At 49.5% G+C, this 26,027-nt stretch carries 23 protein-coding genes and 1 tRNA gene; 13 read left to right on the top strand and 11 right to left on the bottom strand.

Translation table 11 applies throughout. The features are described 5' to 3' along the window. Positions 1-3 precede the first annotated feature (3 nt). Positions 4-80, top strand: a tRNA-Asp gene (locus U9S71_RS02895). 306 nt (positions 81-386) lie between these two features. After that, positions 387-998: a 2'-5' RNA ligase family protein gene (locus tag U9S71_RS02890; protein WP_326325098.1), complete on the top strand. Its 612-nt coding sequence runs from the start codon at positions 387-389 to the stop codon at positions 996-998. 17 nt (positions 999-1,015) lie between these two features. Here the strand turns inward: U9S71_RS02890 and U9S71_RS02885 are convergent, their stop codons facing one another. The 3 genes from U9S71_RS02885 to U9S71_RS02875 all read right to left on the bottom strand — a co-directional run bounded on the left by U9S71_RS02885 (position 1,016) and on the right by U9S71_RS02875 (position 3,710). Beyond that, positions 1,016-1,603: an RNA polymerase sigma factor gene (locus U9S71_RS02885; RefSeq protein WP_326325096.1), complete on the bottom strand. Its 588-nt coding sequence runs from the start codon at positions 1,601-1,603 to the stop codon at positions 1,016-1,018. A 247-nt stretch (positions 1,604-1,850) separates the two neighbouring features. Continuing rightward, complete coding sequence (glyA, locus tag U9S71_RS02880; protein WP_326325095.1) at positions 1,851-3,122, bottom strand: serine hydroxymethyltransferase; 1,272 nt, start codon at positions 3,120-3,122, stop codon at positions 1,851-1,853. Between the two features lie 60 nt (positions 3,123-3,182). Beyond that, positions 3,183-3,710, bottom strand: a complete 528-nt coding sequence (locus U9S71_RS02875; RefSeq protein WP_326325093.1) for a DUF7935 family protein — start codon at positions 3,708-3,710, stop codon at positions 3,183-3,185. Positions 3,711-3,812: 102 nt separating this feature from the next. Here U9S71_RS02875 and U9S71_RS02870 point away from each other — a divergent pair, with 102 nt between their 5' ends. The 4 genes from U9S71_RS02870 to U9S71_RS02855 all read left to right on the top strand — a co-directional run bounded on the left by U9S71_RS02870 (position 3,813) and on the right by U9S71_RS02855 (position 9,039). Next, positions 3,813-4,166: a HesB/IscA family protein gene (locus U9S71_RS02870; RefSeq protein WP_326325091.1), complete on the top strand. Its 354-nt coding sequence runs from the start codon at positions 3,813-3,815 to the stop codon at positions 4,164-4,166. A gap of 395 nt (positions 4,167-4,561) precedes the next feature. Then, the gene (gene ileS, locus U9S71_RS02865) at positions 4,562-7,975 is read left to right on the top strand and encodes an isoleucine--tRNA ligase (protein WP_326325090.1); all 3,414 of its coding nucleotides are present in this window, start codon (positions 4,562-4,564) and stop codon (positions 7,973-7,975) included. Positions 7,976-7,979: 4 nt separating this feature from the next. Next, the gene (locus U9S71_RS02860; protein WP_326325089.1) at positions 7,980-8,366 is read left to right on the top strand and encodes a TraR/DksA family transcriptional regulator; all 387 of its coding nucleotides are present in this window, start codon (positions 7,980-7,982) and stop codon (positions 8,364-8,366) included. Between the two features lie 22 nt (positions 8,367-8,388). Next, positions 8,389-9,039, top strand: coding sequence for a lipoprotein signal peptidase (locus U9S71_RS02855; protein WP_326325088.1), 651 nt, complete (start codon positions 8,389-8,391; stop codon positions 9,037-9,039). Positions 9,040-9,092: 53 nt separating this feature from the next. Here the strand turns inward: U9S71_RS02855 and gnd are convergent, their stop codons facing one another. Next, positions 9,093-10,547 (bottom strand): decarboxylating NADP(+)-dependent phosphogluconate dehydrogenase, encoded by a 1,455-nt coding sequence (gene gnd / locus U9S71_RS02850; protein ID WP_326325087.1) that lies wholly within the window; start codon positions 10,545-10,547, stop codon positions 9,093-9,095. 64 nt (positions 10,548-10,611) lie between these two features. Between gnd and U9S71_RS02845 the strand changes: the two genes are divergently transcribed. The 7 genes from U9S71_RS02845 to U9S71_RS02815 all read left to right on the top strand — a co-directional run bounded on the left by U9S71_RS02845 (position 10,612) and on the right by U9S71_RS02815 (position 17,146). Then, positions 10,612-11,013 (top strand): YtxH domain-containing protein, encoded by a 402-nt coding sequence (locus U9S71_RS02845; RefSeq protein ID WP_326325086.1) that lies wholly within the window; start codon positions 10,612-10,614, stop codon positions 11,011-11,013. Positions 11,014-11,065: 52 nt separating this feature from the next. Next, positions 11,066-11,725 carry a heme exporter protein CcmB gene (locus U9S71_RS02840; protein ID WP_326325085.1) on the top strand — a complete coding sequence of 220 codons (660 nt, stop codon included), beginning with the start codon at positions 11,066-11,068 and terminating at the stop codon, positions 11,723-11,725. A gap of 11 nt (positions 11,726-11,736) precedes the next feature. Beyond that, the gene (locus U9S71_RS02835) at positions 11,737-12,405 is read left to right on the top strand and encodes a cytochrome c biogenesis protein (protein WP_326325083.1); all 669 of its coding nucleotides are present in this window, start codon (positions 11,737-11,739) and stop codon (positions 12,403-12,405) included. Between the two features lie 68 nt (positions 12,406-12,473). Beyond that, the gene (locus tag U9S71_RS02830; RefSeq protein WP_326325081.1) at positions 12,474-12,692 is read left to right on the top strand and encodes a CcmD family protein; all 219 of its coding nucleotides are present in this window, start codon (positions 12,474-12,476) and stop codon (positions 12,690-12,692) included. A 145-nt stretch (positions 12,693-12,837) separates the two neighbouring features. Next, positions 12,838-14,274 carry a Glu/Leu/Phe/Val family dehydrogenase gene (locus U9S71_RS02825; protein WP_326325080.1) on the top strand — a complete coding sequence of 479 codons (1,437 nt, stop codon included), beginning with the start codon at positions 12,838-12,840 and terminating at the stop codon, positions 14,272-14,274. Between the two features lie 167 nt (positions 14,275-14,441). After that, positions 14,442-16,736 (top strand): PAS domain S-box protein, encoded by a 2,295-nt coding sequence (locus U9S71_RS02820; protein WP_326325079.1) that lies wholly within the window; start codon positions 14,442-14,444, stop codon positions 16,734-16,736. A gap of 8 nt (positions 16,737-16,744) precedes the next feature. Beyond that, positions 16,745-17,146: a response regulator gene (locus U9S71_RS02815; RefSeq protein ID WP_326325077.1), complete on the top strand. Its 402-nt coding sequence runs from the start codon at positions 16,745-16,747 to the stop codon at positions 17,144-17,146. Here U9S71_RS02815 and U9S71_RS02810 read toward each other — a convergent pair. From U9S71_RS02810 to U9S71_RS02780, 7 genes are all read right to left on the bottom strand, one after another. Then, complete coding sequence (locus tag U9S71_RS02810) at positions 17,109-20,087, bottom strand: FAD-binding and (Fe-S)-binding domain-containing protein (RefSeq protein ID WP_326325076.1); 2,979 nt, start codon at positions 20,085-20,087, stop codon at positions 17,109-17,111. The two genes, U9S71_RS02815 and U9S71_RS02810, sit on opposite strands and share 38 nt — an antisense overlap. 109 nt (positions 20,088-20,196) lie before the next feature. Then, a complete protein-coding gene (locus U9S71_RS02805; protein WP_326325074.1) occupies positions 20,197-21,210 on the bottom strand; it encodes a carbohydrate kinase family protein in 1,014 nt (337 codons plus the stop codon). Positions 21,211-21,221: 11 nt separating this feature from the next. After that, positions 21,222-22,343: a Gfo/Idh/MocA family protein gene (locus U9S71_RS02800; RefSeq protein WP_326325072.1), complete on the bottom strand. Its 1,122-nt coding sequence runs from the start codon at positions 22,341-22,343 to the stop codon at positions 21,222-21,224. Further along, entirely contained in the window at positions 22,340-23,179 is an 840-nt protein-coding gene (locus U9S71_RS02795) for a class I fructose-bisphosphate aldolase (protein WP_326325070.1), read from the bottom strand. The genes U9S71_RS02800 and U9S71_RS02795 overlap by 4 nt, the downstream gene beginning before the upstream one ends. Beyond that, positions 23,176-23,949, bottom strand: coding sequence for a PIG-L deacetylase family protein (locus U9S71_RS02790; protein WP_326325069.1), 774 nt, complete (start codon positions 23,947-23,949; stop codon positions 23,176-23,178). The genes U9S71_RS02795 and U9S71_RS02790 overlap by 4 nt, the downstream gene beginning before the upstream one ends. Before the next feature lie 17 nt (positions 23,950-23,966). Further along, positions 23,967-24,899, bottom strand: a complete 933-nt coding sequence (locus U9S71_RS02785; RefSeq protein ID WP_326325067.1) for a sugar phosphate isomerase family — start codon at positions 24,897-24,899, stop codon at positions 23,967-23,969. Between the two features lie 30 nt (positions 24,900-24,929). Beyond that, on the bottom strand, positions 24,930-26,012 hold the full coding sequence (locus tag U9S71_RS02780; protein WP_326325066.1) for a Gfo/Idh/MocA family protein: 1,083 nt from the start codon (positions 26,010-26,012) through the stop codon (positions 24,930-24,932). Between the last annotated feature and the right edge of the window lie 15 nt (positions 26,013-26,027).

Raw genomic sequence — 26,027 nt, 5'->3', positions numbered from 1 at the left:
ACAGGTTCGGTAGTTCAGCTGGTTAGAATACATGCCTGTCACGCATGGGGTCGCGGGTTCGAGTCCCGTCCGGACCGCCAGTTTAAAACGCAATCATCTTATCAGGTGATTGCGTTTTTGTTTTTGGCCAAATACCAGTTCACCCCAAACAACCTGATGCCTTTTATGAAGCATTTTTACTTAAGCAACCTAATCCCTGCCTGTAACATGCGTTGAAGGATACGATATTCAGGTACCGTAACTCCCCCATGCAATTCGATTGGTATACCGCCGGAAAGGACCAAAATTTGGTGTCGTCATGAAATGTTAAATATTTTAGTAAAAAGATCAACGAAAACTTGAAATAACTAAAATTATTTGTACATTTACTAAAATTATTAGAAATTATGAACGCAGTATATCCCCACCACTACGGCCTTCACTTGTTCGAATACCTGCTAATCATCGAACCTAGCAATCTCGTACAGAAACAATTACGGGCCTTCAAGCAGTATTTCATCAAAAGCTACCGGTATCCAAACGCGATCGTCTCCAAAAGCCACATGACATTGATGCGATTTATCCAATACGACAGTTATGAAAACCATATGGTCAGGGAATTTCAACGGATAGCCGATATGGCAATGCCTTTTGACGTGGAATTACATGGGTTTGGCAGCTTCGGCCATACCTTATTTGTGGATGTGAAGTCGGAAGTCCCCATTCTCCAGCTGATTGCTACGCATCGCCGCACGCTCCGTCCGTTGGTCAGTGGCGTAAAAGGCCATGCGGCCCGGTTCGTAACGAAACCCCACATTACCATTGCCAGAAAATTGACACCACCACAAAATGCCATGGTTTGGCCTATTTGGAACCGCACCGCTTACCACGGCGAGTTCAGGGCGCGGAACATGACGTTGCTGAGGCGCCGCGTAGGTACGCACACCTATTCCACCGTCCATAAATTTGAGTTCTTAGGTCTGTCGCCTGCCTTTACACAGGGAAAATTGTTTGCTTAAAGCCTTTCACAACATCGTTACCCGGCCCGTAGTGCTGCCTCGTCGCCATACATCATCTTGCGAAGATTATTGAGGGCATAACGCATCCGGCCGAGCGCGGTATTGATACTGACTTCGGTAACCGCAGCAATTTCCTTGAAACTCATGTCGCCATAGTGACGCATAATAAGCACCTCTTTTTGGTCGTCTGGAAGGCGTTGTATCATACGCCGCAGGTCGCGATGGGTCTGTTCGCGGATCATCCGTGCTTCCACACTCTCATCCGAAAATTGCAACACATCGAAAATATCAAACCCTTCGCTATTCACCACCACGGGCGTGCGCCGTTCTTTCCGGTAATAATCAATAACCAGGTTATGTGCAATCCGCATTACCCAAGGCAAAAACTTACCTTCCTCATTATAGCGACCGCTTCTCAGGGTATTGATCACCTTGATAAAAGTATCTTGGAAGATATCCTCTGCAAGACTTTCATCTTTCACCAATAAATAAATGGATGTATATAGTTTGGCCTTGTACCGGTCAATCAAAATCTCTAGCCCTGATTCCTCTCCAGCCACATACAGACGGATGAGTTCTTGGTCAGTTCGTTGTTCAAGCTTCATAATACGCTACTCCCACTTTTTACTATTTTCAACAAATAAGTAATCTCTTTCTTGTAGTCGTATTTCCTATAGTAGCTCTCCTTTCAATGATTCTGTAACTAGGTCAAAAAAAAGGAAAATTTTCAGCATTTCAAAGCTTTTGTTCGAATTTTGCTTTTTTCTAACCATTACCGCCCTTTCTTGTAACTAAAAAAGTCTTGCCCCGCCTCTCGCGGAACAAGACTTTTCACGGCATAAAGCCCGACGGCTATTTGTACAACGGATATTCCGCCATCAATGTCTTTACTTTATTGTGGATCTTATCCAATGCGGTATCATCATCGTGTTTCAGCAGTGCTACATCGATCATCTCCGCAATTTCCAGCATCTTGTCTTCTTTAAGTCCGCGGGTCGTGATTGCCGCTGTACCCAACCGGATACCCGACGTCACGAACGGCGACCGGTCATCAAACGGCACCATGTTCTTATTGATGGTGATACCGGCCTTGCCCAAAGCTGCTTCAGCGGCTTTACCGCTGATTCCTTTGTTGCGGAGATCGATAAGCATCAAATGGTTTTCGGTTCCACCGGATATGATGTTATAGTCTTTATTTACAAATGCCTGTGCCAACGTAGCCGCATTTTTCTTTACCTGGATGGTATACTCCATGTAATCTTCGCTCAACGCTTCGCCGAACGCGATGGCTTTGGCTGCAATGATATGTTCCAAAGGCCCACCTTGTGTGCCCGGGAAAACAGCCAAGTCCAATAGCGACGTAATGCTCCGGATTTCACCTTTCGGTGTTTTAATACCCCATGGGTTCTCGAAATCCTTGCCCACCATAATGAGGCCACCCCGAGGGCCCCGCAGCGTTTTATGGGTGGTGGTGGTCACTACGTGGCAATGCGGCAGTGGATCGCTAAGCAGCCCCCGGGCGATGAGGCCAGCCGGGTGCGATATATCGGCCACGACCAATGCGCCGATCTCATCGGCTACCCTGCGGATAAAGGCATAGTCCCAATCACGCGAATATGCGGAGGCACCGCAAATGATTACTTTTGGCTTTTCCCGCAGCGCCACTTCTTCCAACTGCTTGTAGTCGATCAAGCCGGTTTCCCTATCCACGCCATAAAACAAGGGCTGGTACAGTTTTCCAGAAAAGTTAACCGGCGAGCCGTGGGTAAGGTGTCCACCATGCGAGAGGTCGAAACCCAGGATTTTATCTCCGGGTTGCAACAATGCCAGGAACACAGCGGCGTTAGCTTGTGCACCGGAGTGGGGTTGCACGTTAACCCATTCGGCATCGAAGAGCTGTTTAGCCCTCTCAATGGCAATCGTTTCCACTTCGTCAACGACCTCACAACCGCCATAATAGCGCTTACCCGGTAAGCCTTCGGCATATTTATTGGTCAATACAGAACCCGCGGCTTCCATCACTTGCCGGCTCACGAAGTTTTCTGATGCAATGAGTTCGATGCCTTCTTCCTGGCGCTTGAGCTCTTGGTTGATTAACTTAAATATGGTTTCGTCCCTTCTCATTGTGGTACAAATAATTGAATGTTAAAAAGTTGCGCAAAGATATAAACTTGAACGCAATATTCAACCCATCAACTGATTTTTGATGCTTTTTAATGCCGTATCATACGGATTATCATCCAACGCGGCGATATGGGCCAAAAGCACGGTGCTGAGTTCCTTGGCGGTGGCGCCTACCGGTAGCCCCGCCCCCGCATTGCGGATAAGCGCTATTGTATTGTCTTTTACCTGCTCAGTAACGGACCAAGCCGAGTCACTCACATACAGCTGTTGGGTAATATTGTGTTGGTATTCGGCCCGAATCTCATCGATGAGTAGACTCTCAAATGCCTTCGCATCCAAATCTCGGCTATACAAGCGCAGTGCAGCATTGGCAGGATTTATACGCTCGATCAAGAGCACTAACCGTTCATATGCTTGCAACTGCAAGGGGCGCACCTCCTTTGCCGCCGATTGCCTTGCTTCCAATATTTTGAGCCGGAAGGTGTGACTGTTATATTTTGTCCAAAACATCCAATTGGCTACGCCTGCTACCACGCATCCTGCCAATATATACTTGAAAAGCTCAAGAGAAAATGAAACAACATCCATCTATTTCGTTTGTTTATGGAACGTAAAAATCCCTGTAACCATGCAAAAGTGGGGATTATTTATGTATTTTTGCATGGTTTGGAAGAATTAAATCACCAGAAGATGAGTACAATGACACAATCACCTGTTGCACCATTGACATTGACCCCCGGCGCCGTCCAGGAACTCAAAAAGCTAAAGGAACAACAGGAAATATCGGAAAACTTCGGACTGCGCGTCGGCGTTGAGGGCGGTGGATGTGCTGGCATGAATTATATCCTGGGATTTGACCAAAAAAAAGACGGGGACTCCGAGTATGAAATCGAAGGGATACGGGTATTCATGAATAAAGGGCACGGATTGTATCTCGCTGGCATGGAAATCGATTTCAAAAGCGGATTGGATGCACGTGGATTTGTATTCAACAACCCAAATGCTGAAAGCACGTGCGGCTGTGGGTCGTCTTTTTCCGCCTAACATGCTCTAACTTCATTTTACGAATTTCCCATAGCATTCCGCGCCCATAAACCGCGGAAACCTTGCTTTTTTGTTACCAAGCGTCTATCCCTTGGATAGCGCTGCCTTACTTATCGCTTACCAATTCCTTACCTTTCCCTTACCAATCCCTTACCCTTTCCTTACTTCTCGCTTACCCTTTCCTTACCAGTTCTTTACCTATTCTTTACCTATTCTTTACCTATTCCTTACCTATTCCTTACCTATTCCTTACCAAAAGGGTAGAGAATAGGTAAAAAAGCGGTACCGGAGGGGTAAAGAAATTATAGGCATAGCCTATGCCGAACGTATCTTTCCTTCTTCCTTTCGCACTAATTCCTTATCTTTGCATCCTCATTTTTGAACACAAACAATTGATGTACAAGGAATATAAGCAGCTTAATTTACCGGAAATCGGCACCGAAATACTGACTTACTGGCAACAGGCAAACATCTTCGAAAAAAGTGTATCCTCCCGTCCGGTAAGCAAGCCTTATACGTTCTATGAGGGGCCTCCTTCCGCCAATGGCATGCCGGGCATCCACCATGTGATGGCAAGAGCCATTAAAGACATATTCTGCCGTTATAAAACCCTGAAAGGCTATCAAGTAAAACGCAAGGGTGGTTGGGATACGCATGGCCTGCCCATTGAGCTCGCTGTGGAAAAGACGCTTGGTATTACCAAAGAAAACATCGGGAAGACCATTTCGGTGGCCGACTACAACGCCGCGTGCCGCCAGGAGGTTATGAAATACACCGATGTGTGGAACGACCTTACCGAAAAAATGGGGTACTGGGTCGACCTCGAAAACCCGTATATTACCTATGAGAATGAATATATAGAGACCCTGTGGTGGATATTGAAAGAACTATATAATAAGGGGCTATTATATAAAGGATACACCATCCAACCCTACTCGCCGGCGGCCGGTACGGGCTTAAGTTCGCATGAACTCAACCAACCGGGCACATACAAGTCCCTTAAAGACACGACGATCGTTGCCGAATTCCGGATTAAGAAGGATCAGGTGCATCCAGCCATGGCGATGCTCTTTGAAGAGGAAAATGAAGACACGGCTTTCATCGCGTGGACAACCACCCCATGGACATTGCCGGCCAATAGCGCCTTGGTGGTGGGCAAAAACATACGCTACGTAAAAATCCGGACGTTCAATCCATATACCTTCGAACCGGTCAGCGTGGTATTAGCCAAAGACCTGGTGGGTCGCTTTTTTAAGCCCGAAGGTCAGCAGATACCGTTGAAAGATTACCACCGCAACGACAAGACCGTCCCTTGGGAAATCCGGGCAGAGCTTTCTGGGGCAGAACTCGTTAACCTGAAATACCACCAGCTACTACCCTACGTTACCAACGAGGAGTTGGAACAAAACGCCTTCCGCGTCATCGCCGGCGATTTCGTTACCACCGAGGATGGTACCGGTATCGTCCACTCATCGGCGACATTCGGTGCAGACGACTTTCGCGTCAGCAAGGAAAACGATGTACCGGGCGTCTTCGTAAAAGACGAAAACGGGAAGGACGTTCCTATCGTAGACAAACAGGGCCGGTTTGTTGCTGAGCTCGGCGAGTTTGGCGGCCGTTTTGTGAAAGAGGAGTTCTACAGCGATGAGGAACGGGCCGCAGAAGGGTTCAAGCCTACCGATGTGCTTATTGCCATCAAATTGAAAGAAGAGAACAAAGCCTTTGAGGTAAAGAAATACGAACACAGCTACCCGCATTGCTGGCGCACGGATAAACCCGTGCTTTATTATCCGTTAGACAGCTGGTTCATCCGCACCACAGCCGTGAAAGACGAGTTGGTGGCGCTCAACAAGACCATCAACTGGAAACCCGAGTCGACCGGAACGGGCCGCTTCGGCAACTGGCTAGAGAACTTGGTCGACTGGAACCTATCGCGCTCGCGCTACTGGGGTACCCCCCTGCCCATCTGGCGCAGTGAGGATGAAAACGAGGCGATATGCATTGGTTCCATTGCCGAGTTGAAAGAGGGGATCGAACAGAGCTTGGCTTCAGGCATACTTGATGACCGTGAGGAGGATACCCTCAGGAAATACCTGGGCAAGTTCGGGACCGAACAGCTGGATCTGCACCGCCCATACGTAGACGATGTTGTACTGGTTTCTGCAGCCGGCCAAAAGCTGTACCGCGAGCCGGATCTTATCGACGTATGGTTCGATAGTGGCGCTATGCCCTTCGCCCAATGGGGCCTGGACCAGGAAAAATTAGCCGCTGGCGATCAAACACCATTCAAGACCGGTTTCGAAGGGGCTTATCCCGCCGACTTCATTGCCGAAGGGGTGGACCAAACCCGTGGGTGGTTTTTTACGCTCCACGCCATATCCACCATGCTCCGGCATTCGGTGGCCTTCAAAAATGTAGTTTCTAACGGACTGGTGCTGGATAAAAACGGTAACAAAATGTCGAAACGGCACGGCAATGCCGTTGACCCGTTCGCTACCATCGAAACCTACGGCGCCGATGCTACCCGCTGGTACATGATCAGCAACGCCGCCCCCTGGGATAACCTGAAGTTCAACGAGGAGGGACTGGATGAGGTACGCCGGAAGTTTTTCGGTACTCTATACAATACCTATGCATTTTTCGCCCTATATGCCAACATCGACAAGTTCGACTACCAAGAAGCTGATTTGGCGATCGACCAGCGCCCTGAAATAGACCGCTGGATTATTTCGCTCCTCCATACGTTAACACGTGAGGTGGACAGCAATTACGCTGATTTCGAACCAACGAAAGCGGCACGTGCTATTCAGACGTTTGTAGATGAGCATCTCAGCAACTGGTATGTACGGCTGTGCCGCAGGCGCTTTTGGAAAGGCGATTATACCGAAGACAAGATATCAGCATATCAAACGCTGTATACTTGCCTCAACACCATCGCCAAGCTCATGTCGCCTATCGCGCCGTTTTTCAGCGATAGGCTCTATCTTGACTTGAATAGCATAACGCAGAAAGAGCAGGCCGAATCGGTCCACTTGGCCGACTTCCCCTCGTATCAGGCCGAGCTGGTCGATAGCGGATTGGAAGAGCGGATGGCGCTGGCGCAAGACATCTCGTCGCTTACGCTATCATTACGTAAGAAGACGGGTATCAACGTACGCCAGCCCCTGCAGAAAATCCTGCTCCCGGTATTGAACGACAAGTTCCGAAAACAGGTGGAACAAGTGGCGGCACTTATCCTTTCTGAAACAAACATCAAGGACATCGAATTCATCACCGACACATCGGGCTTGGTCAAGAAAAAGATAAAGCCCAATTTCAAAGCCTTGGGGCCCAAAGTTGGCAAAGACATGAAAACGGTTGCCGCAGCCATCCAGGCATTTACGACGGATGAAATCGCGGAGCTCGAAGACAAAGGTACCATCGCCATCGCCAACACGCCCTACACCGTCCAGTTGGCCGATGTAGACATTATTGCCGAAGATGTTTCCGGTTGGCAGGTAGCCAATCTCGGCCGGCTTACTGTAGCGTTGGATGTCAGCATTACGCCGAGCCTGAAAAAAGAGGGGATTTCGCGCGAGCTTGTAAACCGCATCCAAAACCTACGCAAAGAACATGGACTGGAGGTAACGGACCGGATCAAGGTACGCCTCAACGATATCCCCGAGATTACCGAAGCTGCAACAGGTAATTTATCTTATATTCGTACCGAGATATTGGCAGACTCTTTGATATTCGAGGGTAACCTTATTACCGGCGATACGATAGAAATCGCGGAAAAGGAATTGAATGTATTAATCGAAAAAGTTTAAAATTATGGCAAATAGCAACGAAAAAACGCGTTATAGCGATACGGAATTACAGGAATTCAAGGAAATCATCCTCGAAAAACTTCGTGTTGCCAAAGAAGAGCTTTCAGCCTTGACCAAGACCCTGAATAGCAGTAATGGCAATGGCACTGACGATACGGCAGGTACCTTTAAAACATTGGAGGACGGATCTGCGACGTTGGAAAAGGAACAGACAAACCAACTGGCAGCACGCCAAAAGAAATTCATCGACAACCTGGAGGCTGCTTTGGTGCGCATCGAAAACAAAACGTATGGTATCTGCCGGGAGACCGGCAAGCTGATTCAAAAAGAACGTCTCCGTGCCGTACCACATACCACACTGAGCATGGAAGCGAAATTGAAACAATACTAAAATTAGCTATCAATTCACCATAATGAAAGGCTATACCAAACCGTTCATACTGATTGCCTCGGTGCTGTTGGTAGACCAGCTTTCCAAATTCTGGATCAAGCTGAACATGACGCTCGGGCAGGAATACAAGATTCTCGGCGATTGGTTCATCATCCATTTTACCGAGAACAACGGCATGGCATTCGGACTTGAGTTTGGTGGTGAGGCTGGCAAACTGGCGCTTTCGCTTTTCCGAATCGCCGCCGTAATCGGTATTGCGTACGGTTTGCATTACATGGTTAAGAAAAAATACCATCGTGGCTTTATCCTTAATGTGGCATTGATTTTTGCCGGCGCAATGGGTAACATCGTTGATTCTACGTTTTACGGCCTCATCTTCAGCGAGAGCACTTGGTTGGAAAAGGCGAGCCTTTTCCCGGCGGCAGGCGGCTATTCCAGCTTGCTCCATGGCAAAGTGGTAGACATGCTGTATTTCCCCCTCATTAAAGGCGATTTCCCCACGTGGTTCCCCATTTGGGGTGGCGAAGACTTTATGTTCTTCAGGCCGGTATTCAATATCGCCGACTCGGCCATTACCGTTGGTGTAGCACTTATCCTGATTTATCAAAAACGCTATTTCAAGGAAGAGGTGCTAGAGCCCGAAAGCTACAACAGTGAAATTGTTGAGGATTAGCTTACAACAAAAACGACATAAAAAAGCGGCTAAAAGCCGCTTTTTTACTTTTACTAAACATCGTATGTCGTAGAGGATGTTTCGCCCCCCCTGCCCGTCCAGTTCGTGTGGAAAAACTCACCCCGAGGCTTATCGAGCCGTTCGTAGGTATGGGCACCGAAATAATCGCGTTGTGCCTGCAGAAGGTTTGCAGGCAGACGTTCGCAACGGTACCCGTCGTAATAAATCAAACCAGCACTCAAGCACGGTACCGGTATACCATTTGTAATGGCCGTAGACACCACTTTCCGCCAGCCACCTTGTGCGGCTTGTATCTTGTCTTTGAAGAAGTCATCCAGAATCAGGTTCTGCAAATCGGCGTTCTTGTCGAACGCCTCTTTGATCTTACCTAAAAACGCCGACCGGATGATGCAGCCCTCACGCCACATCAAGGCAATGCTGCCGTAATTCAATTTCCAACCATATTCTTTAGCAGCCACAGCCATCATTTGGTAACCCTGTGCGTAAGAGATAACCTTCGCCGCATATAACGCATCGCGCAAGTCATTGATAAATGCCTGTCGATCGCCATCAAATGAAGGTGTTGGCCCCTGCAATACTTTCGATGCAGCTACGCGCTCCTCCTTCAATGCCGAAAGGCAACGAGCAAATACCGATTCGGCAATCAGGGTAAGGGGCACACCAAGGTCCAGGGCTACTGTGCCCGTCCACTTGCCCGTCCCTTTCTGCCCGGCCGTATCAAGGATTTTATCCACCAACGGAAGCCCGTCTTCATCTTTGAATGCAAGGATATCGCGTGTAATCTCGATCAGGTAGCTATCCAATTCGCCTTCGTTCCATTCCTTAAACACTTCATGCATCTCATCGGGGGTCATGCCGAGCACATCTTTCATGATGTGGTACGTTTCATTGATCAGCTGCATATCGCCATACTCGATGCCATTGTGCACCATCTTCACGAAGTGGCCAGCCCCCCCATCGCCCACCCAATCGCAGCACGGCGATCCGTCCGCAACTTTTGCAGCAATCGATTGGAAAATCGGCTGTATCGCGGGCCAAGCAGCTTTCGAACCACCCGGCATAATCGATGGTCCCAATAACGCACCTTCTTCTCCTCCAGATACACCGGTCCCCACATACAACAGCCCTCTGCTCTCTACATATTGTACCCGCCGCTCAGTATCCGGGAAATGGGAGTTACCCCCATCGATAATGATGTCGCCCGGTTCCAAGTGTGGAATCAACAGCTCAATGAAATCGTCTACGGGCTTGCCTGCTTTTACCATCAACATGACTTTACGCGGGGTTTTCAGCGACCCTACCAGATCTTCGACAGAAGTTGCACCGTAGATGTTTTTTCCTTTAGCTCTACCATTGACAAAACGTTCTACTTTATCTACTGTACGGTTGTATGCCGATACGTGAAACCCCTTGCTCTCCATGTTGAGGATAAGGTTTTCGCCCATCACGGCAATGCCGATAACGCCTATATCCGATTTTTCTTGCATATCTTATTCCTTTTTGCTCCCAAAGTTATACTTTCACCTGCAGGAAAAAAACAAAAAGGCAAAAATGTTGTTCATACCTTATAATAACAGCAAGCAAAAGCGCAACAGAAAGGAAATGGAGATGAACACGAAAAACAGCATTGTAACGTACGCATTGGTAGGACTAGCCGCCGGCACGGTAGCTTGGTTATTATTGGGCACCAAAGAGGGCCGCAAGCAAATGGATCGCGCGAGCGACGGCATACGTGAACTCAGCAAGTCGGTCCGGAAAACGACTAAAGAGGGTATCCGCAAGGCGTCGGAAATAGCCAACCGGGCAACAGAAGAAATAGACGCCCTTCGCTCCCAAGCGAAAAACAAAGGTGAAGCCGCGGTTAAAAAAGCCGATCGGATGGCAAAAAGCGGTGTGGACAAAGCGCGTAACACGGTAAAAGCCGCGAAGCGCAGGGCCGAGGAAGAAATATAAAATATAGACGTACCGTAGCCGCAATTACGTACGAGGTCGTATCTTTGCGGCAATGCAGACACTAAAGCGGGTAAGGTCTCTCATCCGGAAAGACATCGTATTGGAATGGCGGTCTAAGTACGCCATTAACGGCATTGTCCTCTATGTGGTGTCTACCGTTTTTGTCTGCTACCAGGCATTTAAATCCGTAGATCCCACCACGTGGAATGCGTTGTTCTGGATTATCTTATTGTTTGCTTCGATCAACGCCATTAACAAAAGCTTTGTACAGGAGAGCCATGGGCGGCAATTGTATTATTATACCATTGCGAGTGCAAAAGCGGTTATTCTTTCCAAAATCATCTACAATATGCTCATCATGCTATTGCTTTCGTCAATAGCGTACTTGGTTTATTCCGTTATCTTCCACAATCCACTTGGTGACCCTATCCTATACATGGCGGTGGTTGCCCTCGGCGCCATTGGTTTTGCTGCCATTTTTACCATGGTAGCCGCCATCAGTGCCAAGGCGGGCAATAACAGCACCCTCATGGCCATCCTCAGTTTTCCGATCATTATCCCCATGCTCTTGGTGCTCATCAAAGTTTCTAAAAATGCCATGGATGGGTTGGAACGCAGTGCCAGCTACGATGAGTTAATCGTACTCGGGGCCATCAACATCATTACGGTTGCCATTTCTTTGCTGTTATTTCCTTACCTTTGGAGGGATTGATAGGAGCAAAAATGAAAAAATATTGGTGGAAAGTCCTTGCCGTTATACTATTGTTATACAGCGTCATCATGGGGCTATTGGGACCGGTTCCGGCATTACCCATTGTGAATGAAACCATCCGTAACGTGTATTTCCACGTGCCCATGTGGTTCGCTATGTTTACACTCTATACGATTTCCGTGGTTTACAGCATCAAATACTTGTCGTCCGGCAATCCGCAGCACGATTTGGTAGCCGTAGAGAGCGTCAATGTAGGTATTATTTTCTGTATATTCGGTCTGCTTACTGGCATGCTATGGGCCAATTTCACTTGGGGGGCGCCTTGGCCTAATGACCCTAAACTGAACGGTTCTGCTATTGGTACGTTAATGTACCTCGCTTACCTGGTGCTACGCAACGCGCTTGAAGAGGAGCAAAAAAGAGCACGCATATCGTCTATATACAACATTTTTGCCTTTCCTATTATGATTGTGCTCATGTATATCTTGCCCAAAACCACCGACTCTCTCCACCCCGGTGCTGGTGGGAATTCCGGATTTGGTGAATTCGACCTCGATGGTTCGATGAAAGCTGTATTATACCCCGGTGCCATTGGCTGGATACTTATCGGTGTATGGCTAACGACCTTGCGGTATCGCATACGTAAAATGGAATATCAAAACGATACGGCAACCGCGTAAATATTGGTATCGTATCAATCGTAAATCGATTAAACGGTAAAAGTTAACAACGTTTATTACAAAACGATATGAAAAAGACAATTCTTTCTTTGCTATTAGTTATCAATGGGTTAATGTGTAGTTTTGCCCAATCAAATACCGGGGTCGAAATGGCCACGGGTTTGCGCAGTTCGGGCAAAATTTATGTGGTAGTAGCTGTTTTGGTCGTGCTTTTCACAGGACTGGCCATTTACCTCTTTACCATTGACAGGAAGCTGTCGCGACTGGAAAAGCAGCGCAAGGGGTAATCACCCTTCCGCTTCCGTGCTCGCAGCGTGATTTTACCCCGATAGTGCCGCCCGTCCGAGTGAACAATGGCAATTGTAAGCTCCCCCGATATGCACAGGGACAATGAATAAAGTCACCAAAAACATTAATAAATAAAACATTGTTATGGCTAAGTCAATAGCAGAAAAAGTGCAAGAGCCCCATTTTTTCGATGATGTATCCGCGTTCTTTGACCATGCAGCGCAATTCACCAAGCACCCGCAGGGATTATTGAATCAAATCAAGGTATGCAACAGCATTTACCGATTCAGCTTTCCCTTCCGACGGGGCGATAACCTCGAGGTGATCAATGCCTGGCGGGTGGAGCATTCCCAACACATGTCGCCCACCAAGGGCGGTATCCGGTACAGCGATATGGTCAATGAAGATGAAGTGATGGCACTTGCCGCATTGATGACCTACAAATGCGCCATTGTCAACGTTCCATTCGGTGGAGCAAAAGGCGGCATAGCCATCAACCCGAAAAACTATTCCGTTGGAGAACTTGAAAATATTACCAGGCGATATACGGTCGAACTGATCAAGAAGAATTTTATCGGGCCGGCTATCGACGTGCCTGCGCCAGACTACGGTACGGGCGAACGGGAGATGAGCTGGATTGCCGACACCTATACCACCATGAACCCCGGCCAACTGGATTCCTTCGGCTGCGTAACCGGCAAACCACTTTCGCTACACGGTATCAGTGGCCGGAAGGCTGCAACCGGACGCGGGGTCGCCATTGCCATCCGCGAATGTGTGGATGTTGCTGAAGACATGAAGACCATCGGCCTCACGCCGGGCATTGCCGGAAAACGGGTCATCGTGCAAGGACTCGGCAATGTGGGCTATAATGCCGCCAAGGTACTTATTGAGTTTGGCGCCATCATCGTGGGCGTATGCGAGTACGATGGTTCGTTATATAACGCCGACGGATTGGACCCCGATGCCATCCTTGAGCACCGTAAAAACACCGGCTCCATTCTCGGCTATAAAAAAGCGACGAAATCGTTTAAAACACCGGCAGAAGGACTGGAGCAAGCGTGCGATATTCTTGTTCCCGCAGCGCTGGAAAACCAGCTTACGGAAGAAAATATCGGCCGCATCCAAGCGAAGATTATTGCCGAAGGAGCAAATGGCCCCACCACACCGGGAGCCGCCGCCGCATTCGTTGAGCGAAACGGCATTATCATTCCTGACATGTATTGCAATGCCGGGGGTGTAACGGTATCTTATTTCGAGTGGTTGAAAAACTTGTCGCACGTTTCTTTCGGTCGCATGGACAAGCGATACGAGGAAATGGCCAACCAGAACCTGATCAATACCGTAGAAACCATGACGGGCAAATCGCTTACTGCTGCAGAGCGGATGACCATCGTAAAAGGTGCCGATGAACTCGAGCTGGTCAACTCTGGATTGGAAGACACGATGATTAGGGCTTATCACGAAATCCGCGAAATTCGGAATTCGGACAATGCTATCGACACCCTGCGCACCGCTGCATTGGTAGGTGCTATTAACAAAATAGCCGTTTCCTACCAGAATTTAGGCATCTGGCCTTAAGGCATTTCACGTGCTACCCGCCGTTTCGCCCATGAAACGGCGGGTAGCATGTTTTCATCTCCCTACACCATCTTGAACAAAATAATTTTAGGTTTTTTAGAAGAAAGCATCTATTTTTATATACTCGTAACAATACTAAGGGAAACAACTAATTAAACACAAGGGCCATGATTGGCGAACAGCATTATTCGGAAATATTCCAAGCGCTGCCTACGCCGTGCGTCGTATTGCTGCCTAATGCTCCTCTCTTTACAGTTGTCAATGTTAGCGACACTTATCTGAAGATAACGAATACCAATCGCGAAGACATGCTTGGGAGGGGGTTTTTCGACGTTTTCCCCACGAACCCGTACCAAAATGAGTCAAGATGGAATAACATCTTTGACGAAGTCATCCAAACGAAAAAAACCACCAAAGCCCCCCCACAAAAATACGTCTTTCCAGCAGCAGACAATCCCTCGAGACTGGATATAATGTACCTCGAAGTCGTCAATAAACCTGTTTTTGATGACCGGGGGGAAATCAAATTTATCATCCGTTCGATGACGGATGTGACCGATAGTGTTCACGACGAAAAGTTCTTTGACGAGTCGCAACGTACCGCACGGATAGGCAGTTGGGAAGTTAATTTGACCCATCAGGTGGTCATATGGTCAGAAGGGCTAAGGGAGATTTATGAGGTCACCTCGGATTATGACCCGAAATTTGACCACCTCGGGGATTTTTTCCCCGATCCTGCCGCCCGCCATACCTTCGAACATGCATTTGCGAAAGCCTCCAAAGATGGTACCGTGTTCCGTTTCACTTTGCCCATGGTCACCGCGAAAGGTAACGATAGGTGGGTGTGTCTTGTCGGCAAGGCCGACTTGGTAAACGGTACGTGTGTTCGTATTTATGGAGTTACCCAAGACATCACCGAAAGCAAACGCCTTACCGATCTGGACGATCTGGAAAAGCGGATTTTAGAGATGAGTACCCAACGGGACACGCCACTACCGACGATCCTTTCTGAATACATCTTAGGTATCGAAGCGTTATACCGGGGCATGTATTGTTCCATATTGGGTGTTCACAACGACCGACTGGTCAGTTGGGTCGCGCCCTCGTTACCCGAATCGTACATCGCTTCTGTTCACGACCTTCCCGTTGCGGACAATGTAGGGTCATGCGGCACCGCTGCGTACCGCAAAGAGCGTATAATCGTCAGTGAAATTGCCACGGATCCAAAATGGGCAGATGTAAAAGATTTGGCGCTTAAACACCATCTCAAAGCATGTTGGTCGAATCCTATTATCGACGCCAAGGGCGATGTCATAGCGGTGCTCGGCATCTATTATAAGCAAGCCAAAACTCCCGATTCAGGAGAGCTTCTCATCATCGATCGTATGAGCGCACTGCTCCATATCATTATCGAAAACCGTCAAAATGCCGATCGGGCACGCGATGCCGCCAGCTTGATGGCACAAGGGCAGGAGCTTGCGCGCTTTGGTAATTGGCAATGGGACATCGAATTGAATAAGGTATCATGGTCTAACGTTTTATATGACATCTATGGGGTGGACCCCCAGTATCCCCTTAGTTTTGAAAGTTATCTGGCGCAGGTCCATAAAGACGACCGTGAGCGGATTATATCGACCTTAACCGAGGTACAACAAACAGGTGAGGATGCGGTATTTGAGGAACGGATTGTACGATCAGACGGCGAAACACGCCATTTACGGTCGTGGTCCAGACTCGTGGTCGATGACAAAGGGATTTCCAACAAAATGATTGGCGCCTGTTTGGATATTACCGAAACTAAACAGGCCGAGCTACAGTTGAAACAATTACATAGTCAACTCGAAAAACACCTCAAAGAAGTTGAAAGGTCTGAAAAGCGGTATAGTGACCTATTCCACCTCAGTCCGCAGCCCATGTGGGTATATGATCTAAAAACATATCGTTTTCTTGACGTCAATGCAGCGGCGATTGCACACTACGGGTATACGCGCGAAGAGTTCCTATCCATGACGCTCATGGACATCCCCCCGCCTGAAGGCATAGCCAAACTTCAGGCTGCTGCGGAGCTCGCCAGGGAAAATGACCAGCCATTCAGTAAAGGTATATTTACACACCGCAAGAAAAACGGCGAAATTATCAAGGTGGAACGGCAAAGCAACATTATCCAATTTCACGGGCGAAGGGCTGAGTTGGTCCTACTACAAGATATTACCCTGAAATTATATTACATCGAAGCCATCGAAACGCAAAACAAAAAATTGCAGGAAATCGCCTGGATGCAGTCGCATATGGTCCGGGCTCCGCTGGCACGGATCATGGGTTTGGTCGATCTCATTCAAATGGGTCCATCACCGGCTATCGACCAGCATCAGCTACTTCGTGCCATCCGCAATTCTGCGACTGAATTGGATCAGGTACTAGGCAATATCACCGAAAAAGCCGAACAGGTCAATCTCACTTAGCAAAAGGTATGGAACTACATGTCTTGGTCATCGACGACGACGAAATATTCAACCTAATGGCCGATGTTATACTGCGTGATCTCGGCATCGCAACGCACCCCCGGTGTTTTACTAACGGGCAGGATGCAATTGCGCATATCAACCGGCATAACGGTCCCGATGATTGCTATCTTCTTTTCCTCGATATCAATATGCCTGCCATGAGTGGATGGGAAGTACTTGACCAATTGGATAAGCTACCCAATCATCATCACATTCATGTTGTCATCGTCACTTCATCGATCGATCGTGCCGACCAGAAAACCGCATCGGGATTCGAACTTGTGATTGACTACATGATTAAACCGTTGAAAAGAGAGCAGCTCGATATGCTTAAACAACATAAAAAAATCGCACCCTTCTTTTCTTAACGGTGGGTCGGGTAATTGCGGGTGTTTCCAGGGCTTGCCAAAGGATTTCTATCGGATGGTAGGCCCTGCGGTCTGCCCCATCTTTTATCTGATGGCGGCAACTCGTGCCCGGCGCTGCAATCCAGACGTCTTCCGGCGTATCACGTACCGTAGGCAATAACACCAGTTCGCCCACGTTCATCGATACCGCATAGTGCTCTTTCTCATACCCGAAAGACCCCGCCATGCCACAGCACCCTGAAGGAATCACGGTTACCTCATGCCCTTTCGGGAACGCTAATATTTTCGATGTATAATCCACCAGATGAAACGCTTTCTGGTAGCAGTGTCCATGGAGCTTTATTTTTCGTGGTGTGTCTGAAAACCACGTGGGATTGATATGCCCCGCTTCCATTTCCTGTGCCAAAAATTCATCGATCAATAAGGTGTTTTTAGCCAGTTTACCGGCATCGCCGAGTAACTGTTCGTCTACCAGGTCCGGATACTCATCCCGGAAAGTCAGAATGGCAGAAGGCTCAATACCAATAAGAGGAGTATCTGCCGTTATCACGTCTTTTAGACACCTAACATTGGCATTGGCTATGGCTTTCGCTTTCCGTACCAATCCTTTCGACAGGTAGGTTCGCCCACTTTCCAAGTGTTTGGTCAGCCTTATCTGGTACCCCAGTGCCGTAAGCAACCGGTAGGCCGTCTGACCAATACCCACATCGTTGTATTCGGTAAATTCATCACAAAACAAGTAAACCATTCGTCCGTTAGCGGGCTGGCCTTGGCCACGCTGTTGGTGTCGAATCCACTTCCGTAACGTTGTTCTCCCCACTGCAGGCAGCGACCTATCTGTGGCAAACCCGAGTATACGTTTTATCCATGGCGATACTACGCTGTTCTTAATGATCCAATTATACAGCCCCGGCACATAGGCAGCTAGCCGCTGTGATTTGGTAAAGTTGGCGATTACCCAAGCCCGGAACGGTGTGCCGTTTGCATCGTAGTAATGCTGCAGGAACTCCGCTTTCATCTTCGTCACATCGACCCCCGAAGGGCATTCCGTTTTGCACGCTTTGCAGCTTAGGCACAAGTCCATCACTTCTTTTATTTCCGGATGGTCGAAACGGTTCGTTTTGGACGATGCGGTGAGGTACTGCCGTAGCAGGTTTGCCCGCGCACGGGTGGTATCCTTTTCCTCCCGCGTGGCCATGTACGAAGGGCACATGGTACCACCGGTAACGTGCGTCTTCCGGCAGTCGCCCGAGCCCGAGCATTTTTCCGAAAGTCTTAAAATGCTCTCTTGCTTGCGGAAATCAAATACGGTATCAATCTTTACCTTGCTGGTATCCTGTTCATAGCGCAGGAATTTATCCATCGGCGGTGTATCAACGATCTTGTTGGCATTGAAAACCCGTTGGGGGTCGAAAATTGCTTTGACCTCCCTCAGCAAGGTGTATACTTTTTCGCCAAGTACCGCGCCAATAAATTCGCCACGAAGCCGGCCATCACCGTGCTCGCCGCTCAAGGAACCCTTATACTTCTTCACCAGTTGGGCCGTATCCGCCAGTACCGACCGAAAAGCCCGCTTCCCCTCGTCAGTTTTCAAATTGATCAGCGGTTCCACATGTATTTCGCCGGCGCCGGCATGGGCATAATACGAGGCATCCAACTCATGGCGACTAAGTATGCCTTGCAAATCTTCGATATATGCCGGCAGGTCCTCCGGCGGCACAGCACAATCTTCAATGAGGTTTACCGGTTGGGTATCGCCGGGCAAGTTACGTATCAAACCAAGGCCCGCTTTGCGGACATCCCAGACAAGATTGGTTTCCGGACCGGTAATCAATGGATGTGCGTAACCCAGTCTTTCGGCCACCAATTCGGCCTTCAATGCATTGGCTTTGCGTTGCACCTCATCCACCGTATCGCTCCTGAACTCAACCATCAGCAGTGCCGCCGGATCGCCCTCAATGAAAAAACGGTTATACTGGTAGGTGGGGTGCCCCTTGGTAAAGTTCATGATGTATCGATCCACCAATTCGGACGCTTCGGGGTGGTGGCGCAAGGCCACCACGTTCGCGTGCATCGACTCAATGAGCGTGTCGCAATGGATGCAGAGCAGGCCCACTTCGGCGGGCGGTAATGGAAGGAGATTTAATTTTGCCTCCGTAAGGATACCCAACGTTCCTTCCGATCCTGCAAGTAGCCTGCAGAAATTAAACGGTTGGTCGGTATCAAGCATCATATCCAACGCATAGCCGGTATTGCGGCGGGTAAGGGTAGGTTTAGGATATCCTTTTTTTATGGCCTCGCGATTTTGTGGGTCTGCCAGCAAATCGTTCATCCGGCGGTAGATGTCGCCCTCGCGGGTGGGCAAGGTCAGCTTATTAAACAGCGCTGCCTCGTCTAATGCTCCGAACACCACTTCCGATCCATCATCGAGAAGTACCGTAGCTTCCAGCAGGTGGCTGCGCGTATCGCCCCACACGACGGAGTGTAGGCCACAGGAGTTGTTTCCCACCATCCCTCCTATCATCGCCCGGCTCGCCGTGGAGGTTTCCGGGCCAAACATCAGGCCGTAAGGCCGCAGATAGGCATTGAGGTCGTCGCGGATGACACCCGGCTGCACACGCACCCACTGTTCTTCGGTGTTAACTTCCAGTATCTCGTTAAAGTGCTTCGACACGTCCACGACAATGCCGTGACCAACCACCTGCCCCGCCAATGAGGTGCCCGCCGTACGTGGAATCAGTGTTATGCCGTAAGTCGCCGCAAATCCGATAAGCACCTTCAGGTCGGCCTCATGACGTGGAATGGCTACCGCGAGCGGGAGTTCCTGATATACCGATGCGTCCGTAGCATATGCGCGAAGCAATGCGCGGTGCTCGGCCGTGTCGTTGTAATAAAACCGGCCCTCCAAGCGATTTGCCAACTGCTCCAAGCCCTGTGTCATGCTATTTCCGTTATTCACGTGTTAAAGATACGTATCGTGCGGGGATTTCGTACGGGCGTGGAGATGTGATGGTAAGATAAGCGGTGGTTTTGATAAGATTGGGTAGCGGCTACCGAAACCCATAGGCATTAGCAAGTGCCAAAGAATCCTTATAGGGCAATACACCGTCTGAACAGGTAATATGCGACAGGCTTGCAGCTGCTGCGCACACGCCGAGTTTTAAGCAATCCGCCATAGGCTGTCCCTCATGAATGCCCAGAAGTGTACCTGCGGCGAGCGCATCGCCCGCTCCATTCGCACCAACTACATGATCTCCCGGGATAGCTAAGCTCGGTTGGTGGATGTGTATGCCGCTACGGTGCGATGCCCATGCGCCGTCGGGTTGATGGATAATAACCCACTCATTGACCCCGAGCCCAAAAATGTGCTTGGCAACCTCTTTGAACTTATCTTCCATTTCCATGATCGTCGAGCCGGTCAACAAATCGACGCCAGAAACCCGACTCGCTTCAAATTCGTTCAAAAACAGATAATCCACATAGGGCAAGGCACAGGGCACAATGGTATTAAACCGGTCAGAGTCTTCACTGACCAGATCGATGGACGTGATAAATCCGCGCTTCTTAGCATCTTCTAATAAATACGATGCCTTCGTCCGGCCATCCTGTTGTATTTCATCCAAGCGATCCAGCAGGAGCAGGTAACCGAGGTGAAACAACTTTGCGTTAGACTTACTCAGGTCAACATCATCAACGTCCAATAACGAGTTTGCACCGCGATGATGGAAAAACGTGCGTTTACCCGTACTTCTAACCGACGTGACAATCGTATATGATGTCGGGCTATCGGCAGTCGTTCTTAGCGATTGCACGTCAATCCCCATCTTTCTACAATGATCAATTATTCGGTTGCCATTCGCGTCGTCCCCTACCAAACCCGCCGCTTCAAGTGGAAATCGTGCCTTCAACTTGAACAAGTCTACCAATATGTTATACGCCGAGCCCCCATTACTGGTATACTCATCTAAAATATTAACCAAGGACTGTTCTTCGGGAAATTTATCAATCAATTTCACTTGGTCCAGTATCCAATTTCCCGCGACTAATATGCCTGACCGATCCATACCCAACCCTATTAAATCGCTATGAACCCTCCGGTTTCCTGCGAACGTAATGCCGCTTCAAAGACCCGATGGCTATCCACCGCTTCCTGTGGCGTTGCACAACCAAACCGCCCATTCAACAGGCCTTCTCTTTCGGCAACGTATGCAGCAAACATTTGCATAAAGCAGTCGGGGAAACCGGCCTCGAAAATACCTCCTGTTATGGTCTCAAACGGCGTTTGGAAGCCGAGATCGGTTCTTTCCCACCATTGCTCCCCATCGTTTGTAAACCGCCAGAACGCTTTGGTATCTTTGGTACTATACCGTGCCCCGCCTTCGGTGCCACGTATCTCAATGTACCAGGTGTTGGTCTCGCCGGGTGCCAATCTTTTCATCTCCAACTGCATCGGCACCTGCTCACCATTGATATCCACAACCGTGCTCAATGAGGCATTATTCCAGGTATCACAAACAGCCGTGCCGCCGTTCCCATCAGGTCGCTCGGTGATGATTTTCTGCAATTGTGCAAATACTTTGGTGGGCTTCCACCCCAACCGGAGCGGCACATGCATGGCATGCATGCCCAAGTCGCCCATAACACCGATCTCCCCACAGAATTCCGATTGCCGTTTCCAATTGATCGGCTTTTTGGCGTTCATGTCGCTGGAGTGAAGAAAGCCCGATCGGATCTCAAAAATCCGACCTAGCCGTCCCGACTGAACCTCCGCCAATACCCGCTGGGGACCGGGCAAGAAAGGGATCTCCGAACTACACCGCACAAATCGCCCCAATCTGGTTGCCTCATTGGCAATCGCTTCTGCGGCTTCCAAGTCAATTCCAAAAGGCTTCTCGCCAAACAAATCCTTGCCGGCCCGTAGAATGTCAATATACAGCGACTTATGCAGGTTATGCGGAACGGCAATATATACCACATCCACCTGTTCACTATTGATCAATTCATGGTAGTCCGTTGTCAGCAGTGATACGCTCTCTACCTGTTTGTACCACGACAGTACCGTTTCGTTAAGATCGCACACCGCCGTAAGCCGTGCCCGCACCGGGAAATCCTTGAGTGCGAACCATCGCCCAAATGCACTAGCGGCTTCACGCCCCATCAGTCCTCCACCAATGATACCTATATTTACTGTCTTCACTTGCTGCTATTTAATAGTTCCTTTACTTGTTCAGGCGCGGCTCCCTCATGCACAATAGCCATAAGCGCACGCGTCATCCCGCTTGGATTGGCGTGTTGGATGACGTTACGACCGTAAACAATACCCTTTACCCCCTGTTGCATCAGCTCATAGGTACGTTTCAAAATCTCTTCGTCGGTTGCCTTGCCACCGCCGCGGACAAGAACGGGAATGTCGCCGGCTATTTCCACGATACGGTGGTATTCATTGACATCATCGGTGGGGTCCGCTTTGATAATGTCCGCACCCAGTTCAACGCCCTGCCGTACCAATGGAATAATCTTTTCGGGATCGCCGTTGACCATGTACCCTCCCGCTTCGCTATTCGGGCGGAACACTAAGGGTTCTACCATCAAGGGCATACCATAACGTTCCGTTGCCGGTTTGATCTTTAAGATATTCTGAATGCACTGATCGGTCACCTCCGGCTCACCGGGTATGCTGAAGAGGTTTACCACCACGCAGGCGGCGTCCAGCCGAAGGGCCTGTTCTACCGGATTTTCAATCATCCGGCTGAACAGCGTACGCGGCAATTGCTTGCCGTAAACATTCGCCACGTCCGTACGCAACACCAGGGACGGCTTCTCTCTCCCCGGAATGGATTGCAGGTAATGGGCCTGTCCTATCGTGAGCTGAATGGCGTCAGGAGCAGCATCTACCAGTACAGTGACGGCTTGTCTCACGCTTTCGATTCCTTGCAAAAACGGGAATTCATTAAAAAACCCGTGGTCTATGGCAACGTCGAAACAGTTGCCCGATTTGCTATTAAAAAGTCTGTTTAATCTGTATGTTTTCATTCGTTGATTTCCATGCTAATAAATCCTTCCAATTCCGCCGCCAGCAGGTTGTCCTGTGGGAAGGCATGTCCCAGGTGCTGACGGAAGCCTTCTCCGTAAGCGATACCTACGGAGCGGCCGCGTTGTTGGCTTGAAGCCCGCATGGCGTGCACGTACTCGTCCATGCCGTGATGCGCGCGAAGCCATTCGCGCTGCGAAGCGTGACAAATTAACATCGCTTCCTTCAACGCTATTTTGCTACTGATATCAACCACCATCGATGGATTTACAGGCTGACCAAACCGATCCTTGCCTTCCATCGCATCGGCGTAGTACAGGTGCGGCACATGGTAATATGGATCGGAGTCCGTCTCTATGTTTTTTACGCCCGCACTGAAGCACGCGGTCTGCACCAGTTTGCTGGTCATCTCATGGTCTACCATGTAGCACGTTGGGCTCATGGTCATCACCAACCGCGGGCGTACCTTCCGAACCAGTTCGATTACCTTCAGGAGTGTCGGCTTATCGTACAGCACAAAGATATCCTCACATTCCAAACAGTGGTAGGGTGCTTCGAGTAGTGCTGCCGCCTTCGCTGCCTCCGCTTTGCGGATGGCACTGATCTCCTCACGGCTGTGCGTGGCCGTTCCGCCGTCACCGGGCGTCATCGTGGCCATCACAATTTCCCAGCCTTTGTCTTTCAGTAGGGCAAGCGTACCCGCACAAAGCAACTCCGCATCATCAGGATGCGAAACGATGGCAAGTACGGTGTTGTTCACTGTGTTTTCCATATTTTCGTTGATGCGGCTCAGTGCATTTCAGTTACAACTTCCTTAAGCGCGTGCCGGTAATAATGGAACGTTACATCCCCATGCCCGGCCAGTAACGACATCGGCACCGACGTATCCTGTATTCCTTTGGAAATCATGAATGCCGTGAGGCGCATACCGAACGGATTGTCGTGATTTCCGGCCTGCCATATCGATACCTTTTCCGATTTCCAGGTCTCTTTCGGACCCACGGTCAGCGCCGTCGTAGGCACACCGACTACGTAGCCCCCACCGGAGGTGCGTGCGTTTTGCATCAACGTGATGGGGTGCAGTTCGACAACCCGTGTGCCGAGTGCTCGATATGTCTCAGGTGTAGGCGGCGTATCTTGATATTCCCCCTCGCGCTTGAAAGGGTCGTTGAACGCCCAGTGTTTAGCGTCGCCCTGCCCACCCTGCATCACCAGGCAGCGGACCTGGTCAAAACTGGCGCTGTACGCTTCCAAGTTGTCTACTCCCGGATAATGAATCTGCTCTTCGGGCATCCGCAGTTCAGGCTTGATCCTACTGAAAAGCAGTTCGTCGTTGGCCCGCGCGAACGATAGCGGATGTGTACGGTCAACACTTTTTCCATTTTCGTACCATTCGTCCATTCCCCAGAAATGTGCATGTTTCAACGAAACACCCAGGTCATTAACCAATTGGGCCACCAACGGTAGCTGTTCAGTGGGCCCAATAGGACCGCAAATTCCCGCTGGATTGGAGGGCGTAGACGCTTTCCATGCTTGGATGTACTGAAGTGCTTCGGCAAGATAAAATGACTCCAGTGTATCGTGGAGTATAATTTTAAATCCCGGCCGCGATAGCTGCTCCATGTCCTTGACCGTAAGTTTTGCCGCGTCGCGGTGTATCTGCTCATCCAAAGTCGTGTAGTCCCACCACCCTTCGGCCAGTCTACTGATTGCTCTTCCCATTATCTTATTTCAATTGTTTACCTGTTATATTTATAATTTTACCACTCGTCCTGTTTTTACCGACTCATCGCATGCAAAGGCGATCCGCAGGCTATTTACGGCATCTGCAAGATGGTCAGCAAGGTCAATATCTTCCTGTATCGCCCGCAAAAAGTACGCTTGCTCGCGGTCACATAGCCCCTGGTGGTCGGGTTCGTCTGTCAGATCAATCCACTCATCAGCTTTGGCAAACCGCTCATTGCTATCCAATTGGGCGTGATGCACCAGTAGCGACTCGGTTTTCGTATGTGCTTCTATCGAATCCGATTTACCCGACGCCCCGGCATCTTTCGCAACAATGGAAACAGACCCTTTGGGGCCGAAAACGTCTTTTACGAAAAAAGCAGTTTCACTCACCATTGGCCCCCAACCAGCTTCATACCAGCCGACGGACCCATCTTCAAAGCGGATCTGGAGTTGACCGTAGTTGTAATTGTCGGCGGGGATCTCATCGGTCAATTTCGCGCCGATGGCATACACCTGAACAGGCTTCGACCTAGCCATTTGGCACATTACATCGATATAATGTACCCCGCAGTCGACGATGGGGCTTAGGCTGGCCATCAAATTCCGATGCAACGTCCACATCGCGCCGTCACTTTGTTGATTGAGGTTCATCCGCATCACCAGTGGCTTACCCACCTTGTGTGCCTCGTCGATGAATCGTATCCACGAAGGATGATGACGGAGTATGTAGCCTACGACTACCTTTTTTCCCGTTTCCTTGGCAACCGATGCCACCCGCTCGGCACCCGCGACGGTACTGGCAATGGGCTTCTCTACGAACACATGGGCGCCCTGCCGCATGGCTTTCACCGCATATTCCTCGTGGGTATCCGGATAGGTCGATATACAAACCGCATCGGGTCGGGTTTCCGCCAAGGCGGTTTCGTAGTCATCAAATAACGGATAGCTTCCACCCAGCTTCGAATTCAATACACGCTTGCTGTCTCCCCGGGAAACCAAGCCACAGATTTCGAAGCCTGGCGACTCGTGGTAAGCTTGGGCATGTGACGCACCCATATTACCGCATCCTACCACCAACACCCGGAATTTTTCAGTTGTCTTACTCATAATCGCTACGTTTTA

Source organism: Parapedobacter flavus, from assembly GCF_035818675.1.
In the GTDB taxonomy this organism is placed as follows: Bacteria; Bacteroidota; Bacteroidia; order Sphingobacteriales; family Sphingobacteriaceae; genus Parapedobacter; species Parapedobacter flavus.
This window is presented reverse-complemented; position numbering and strand designations above follow the sequence as displayed.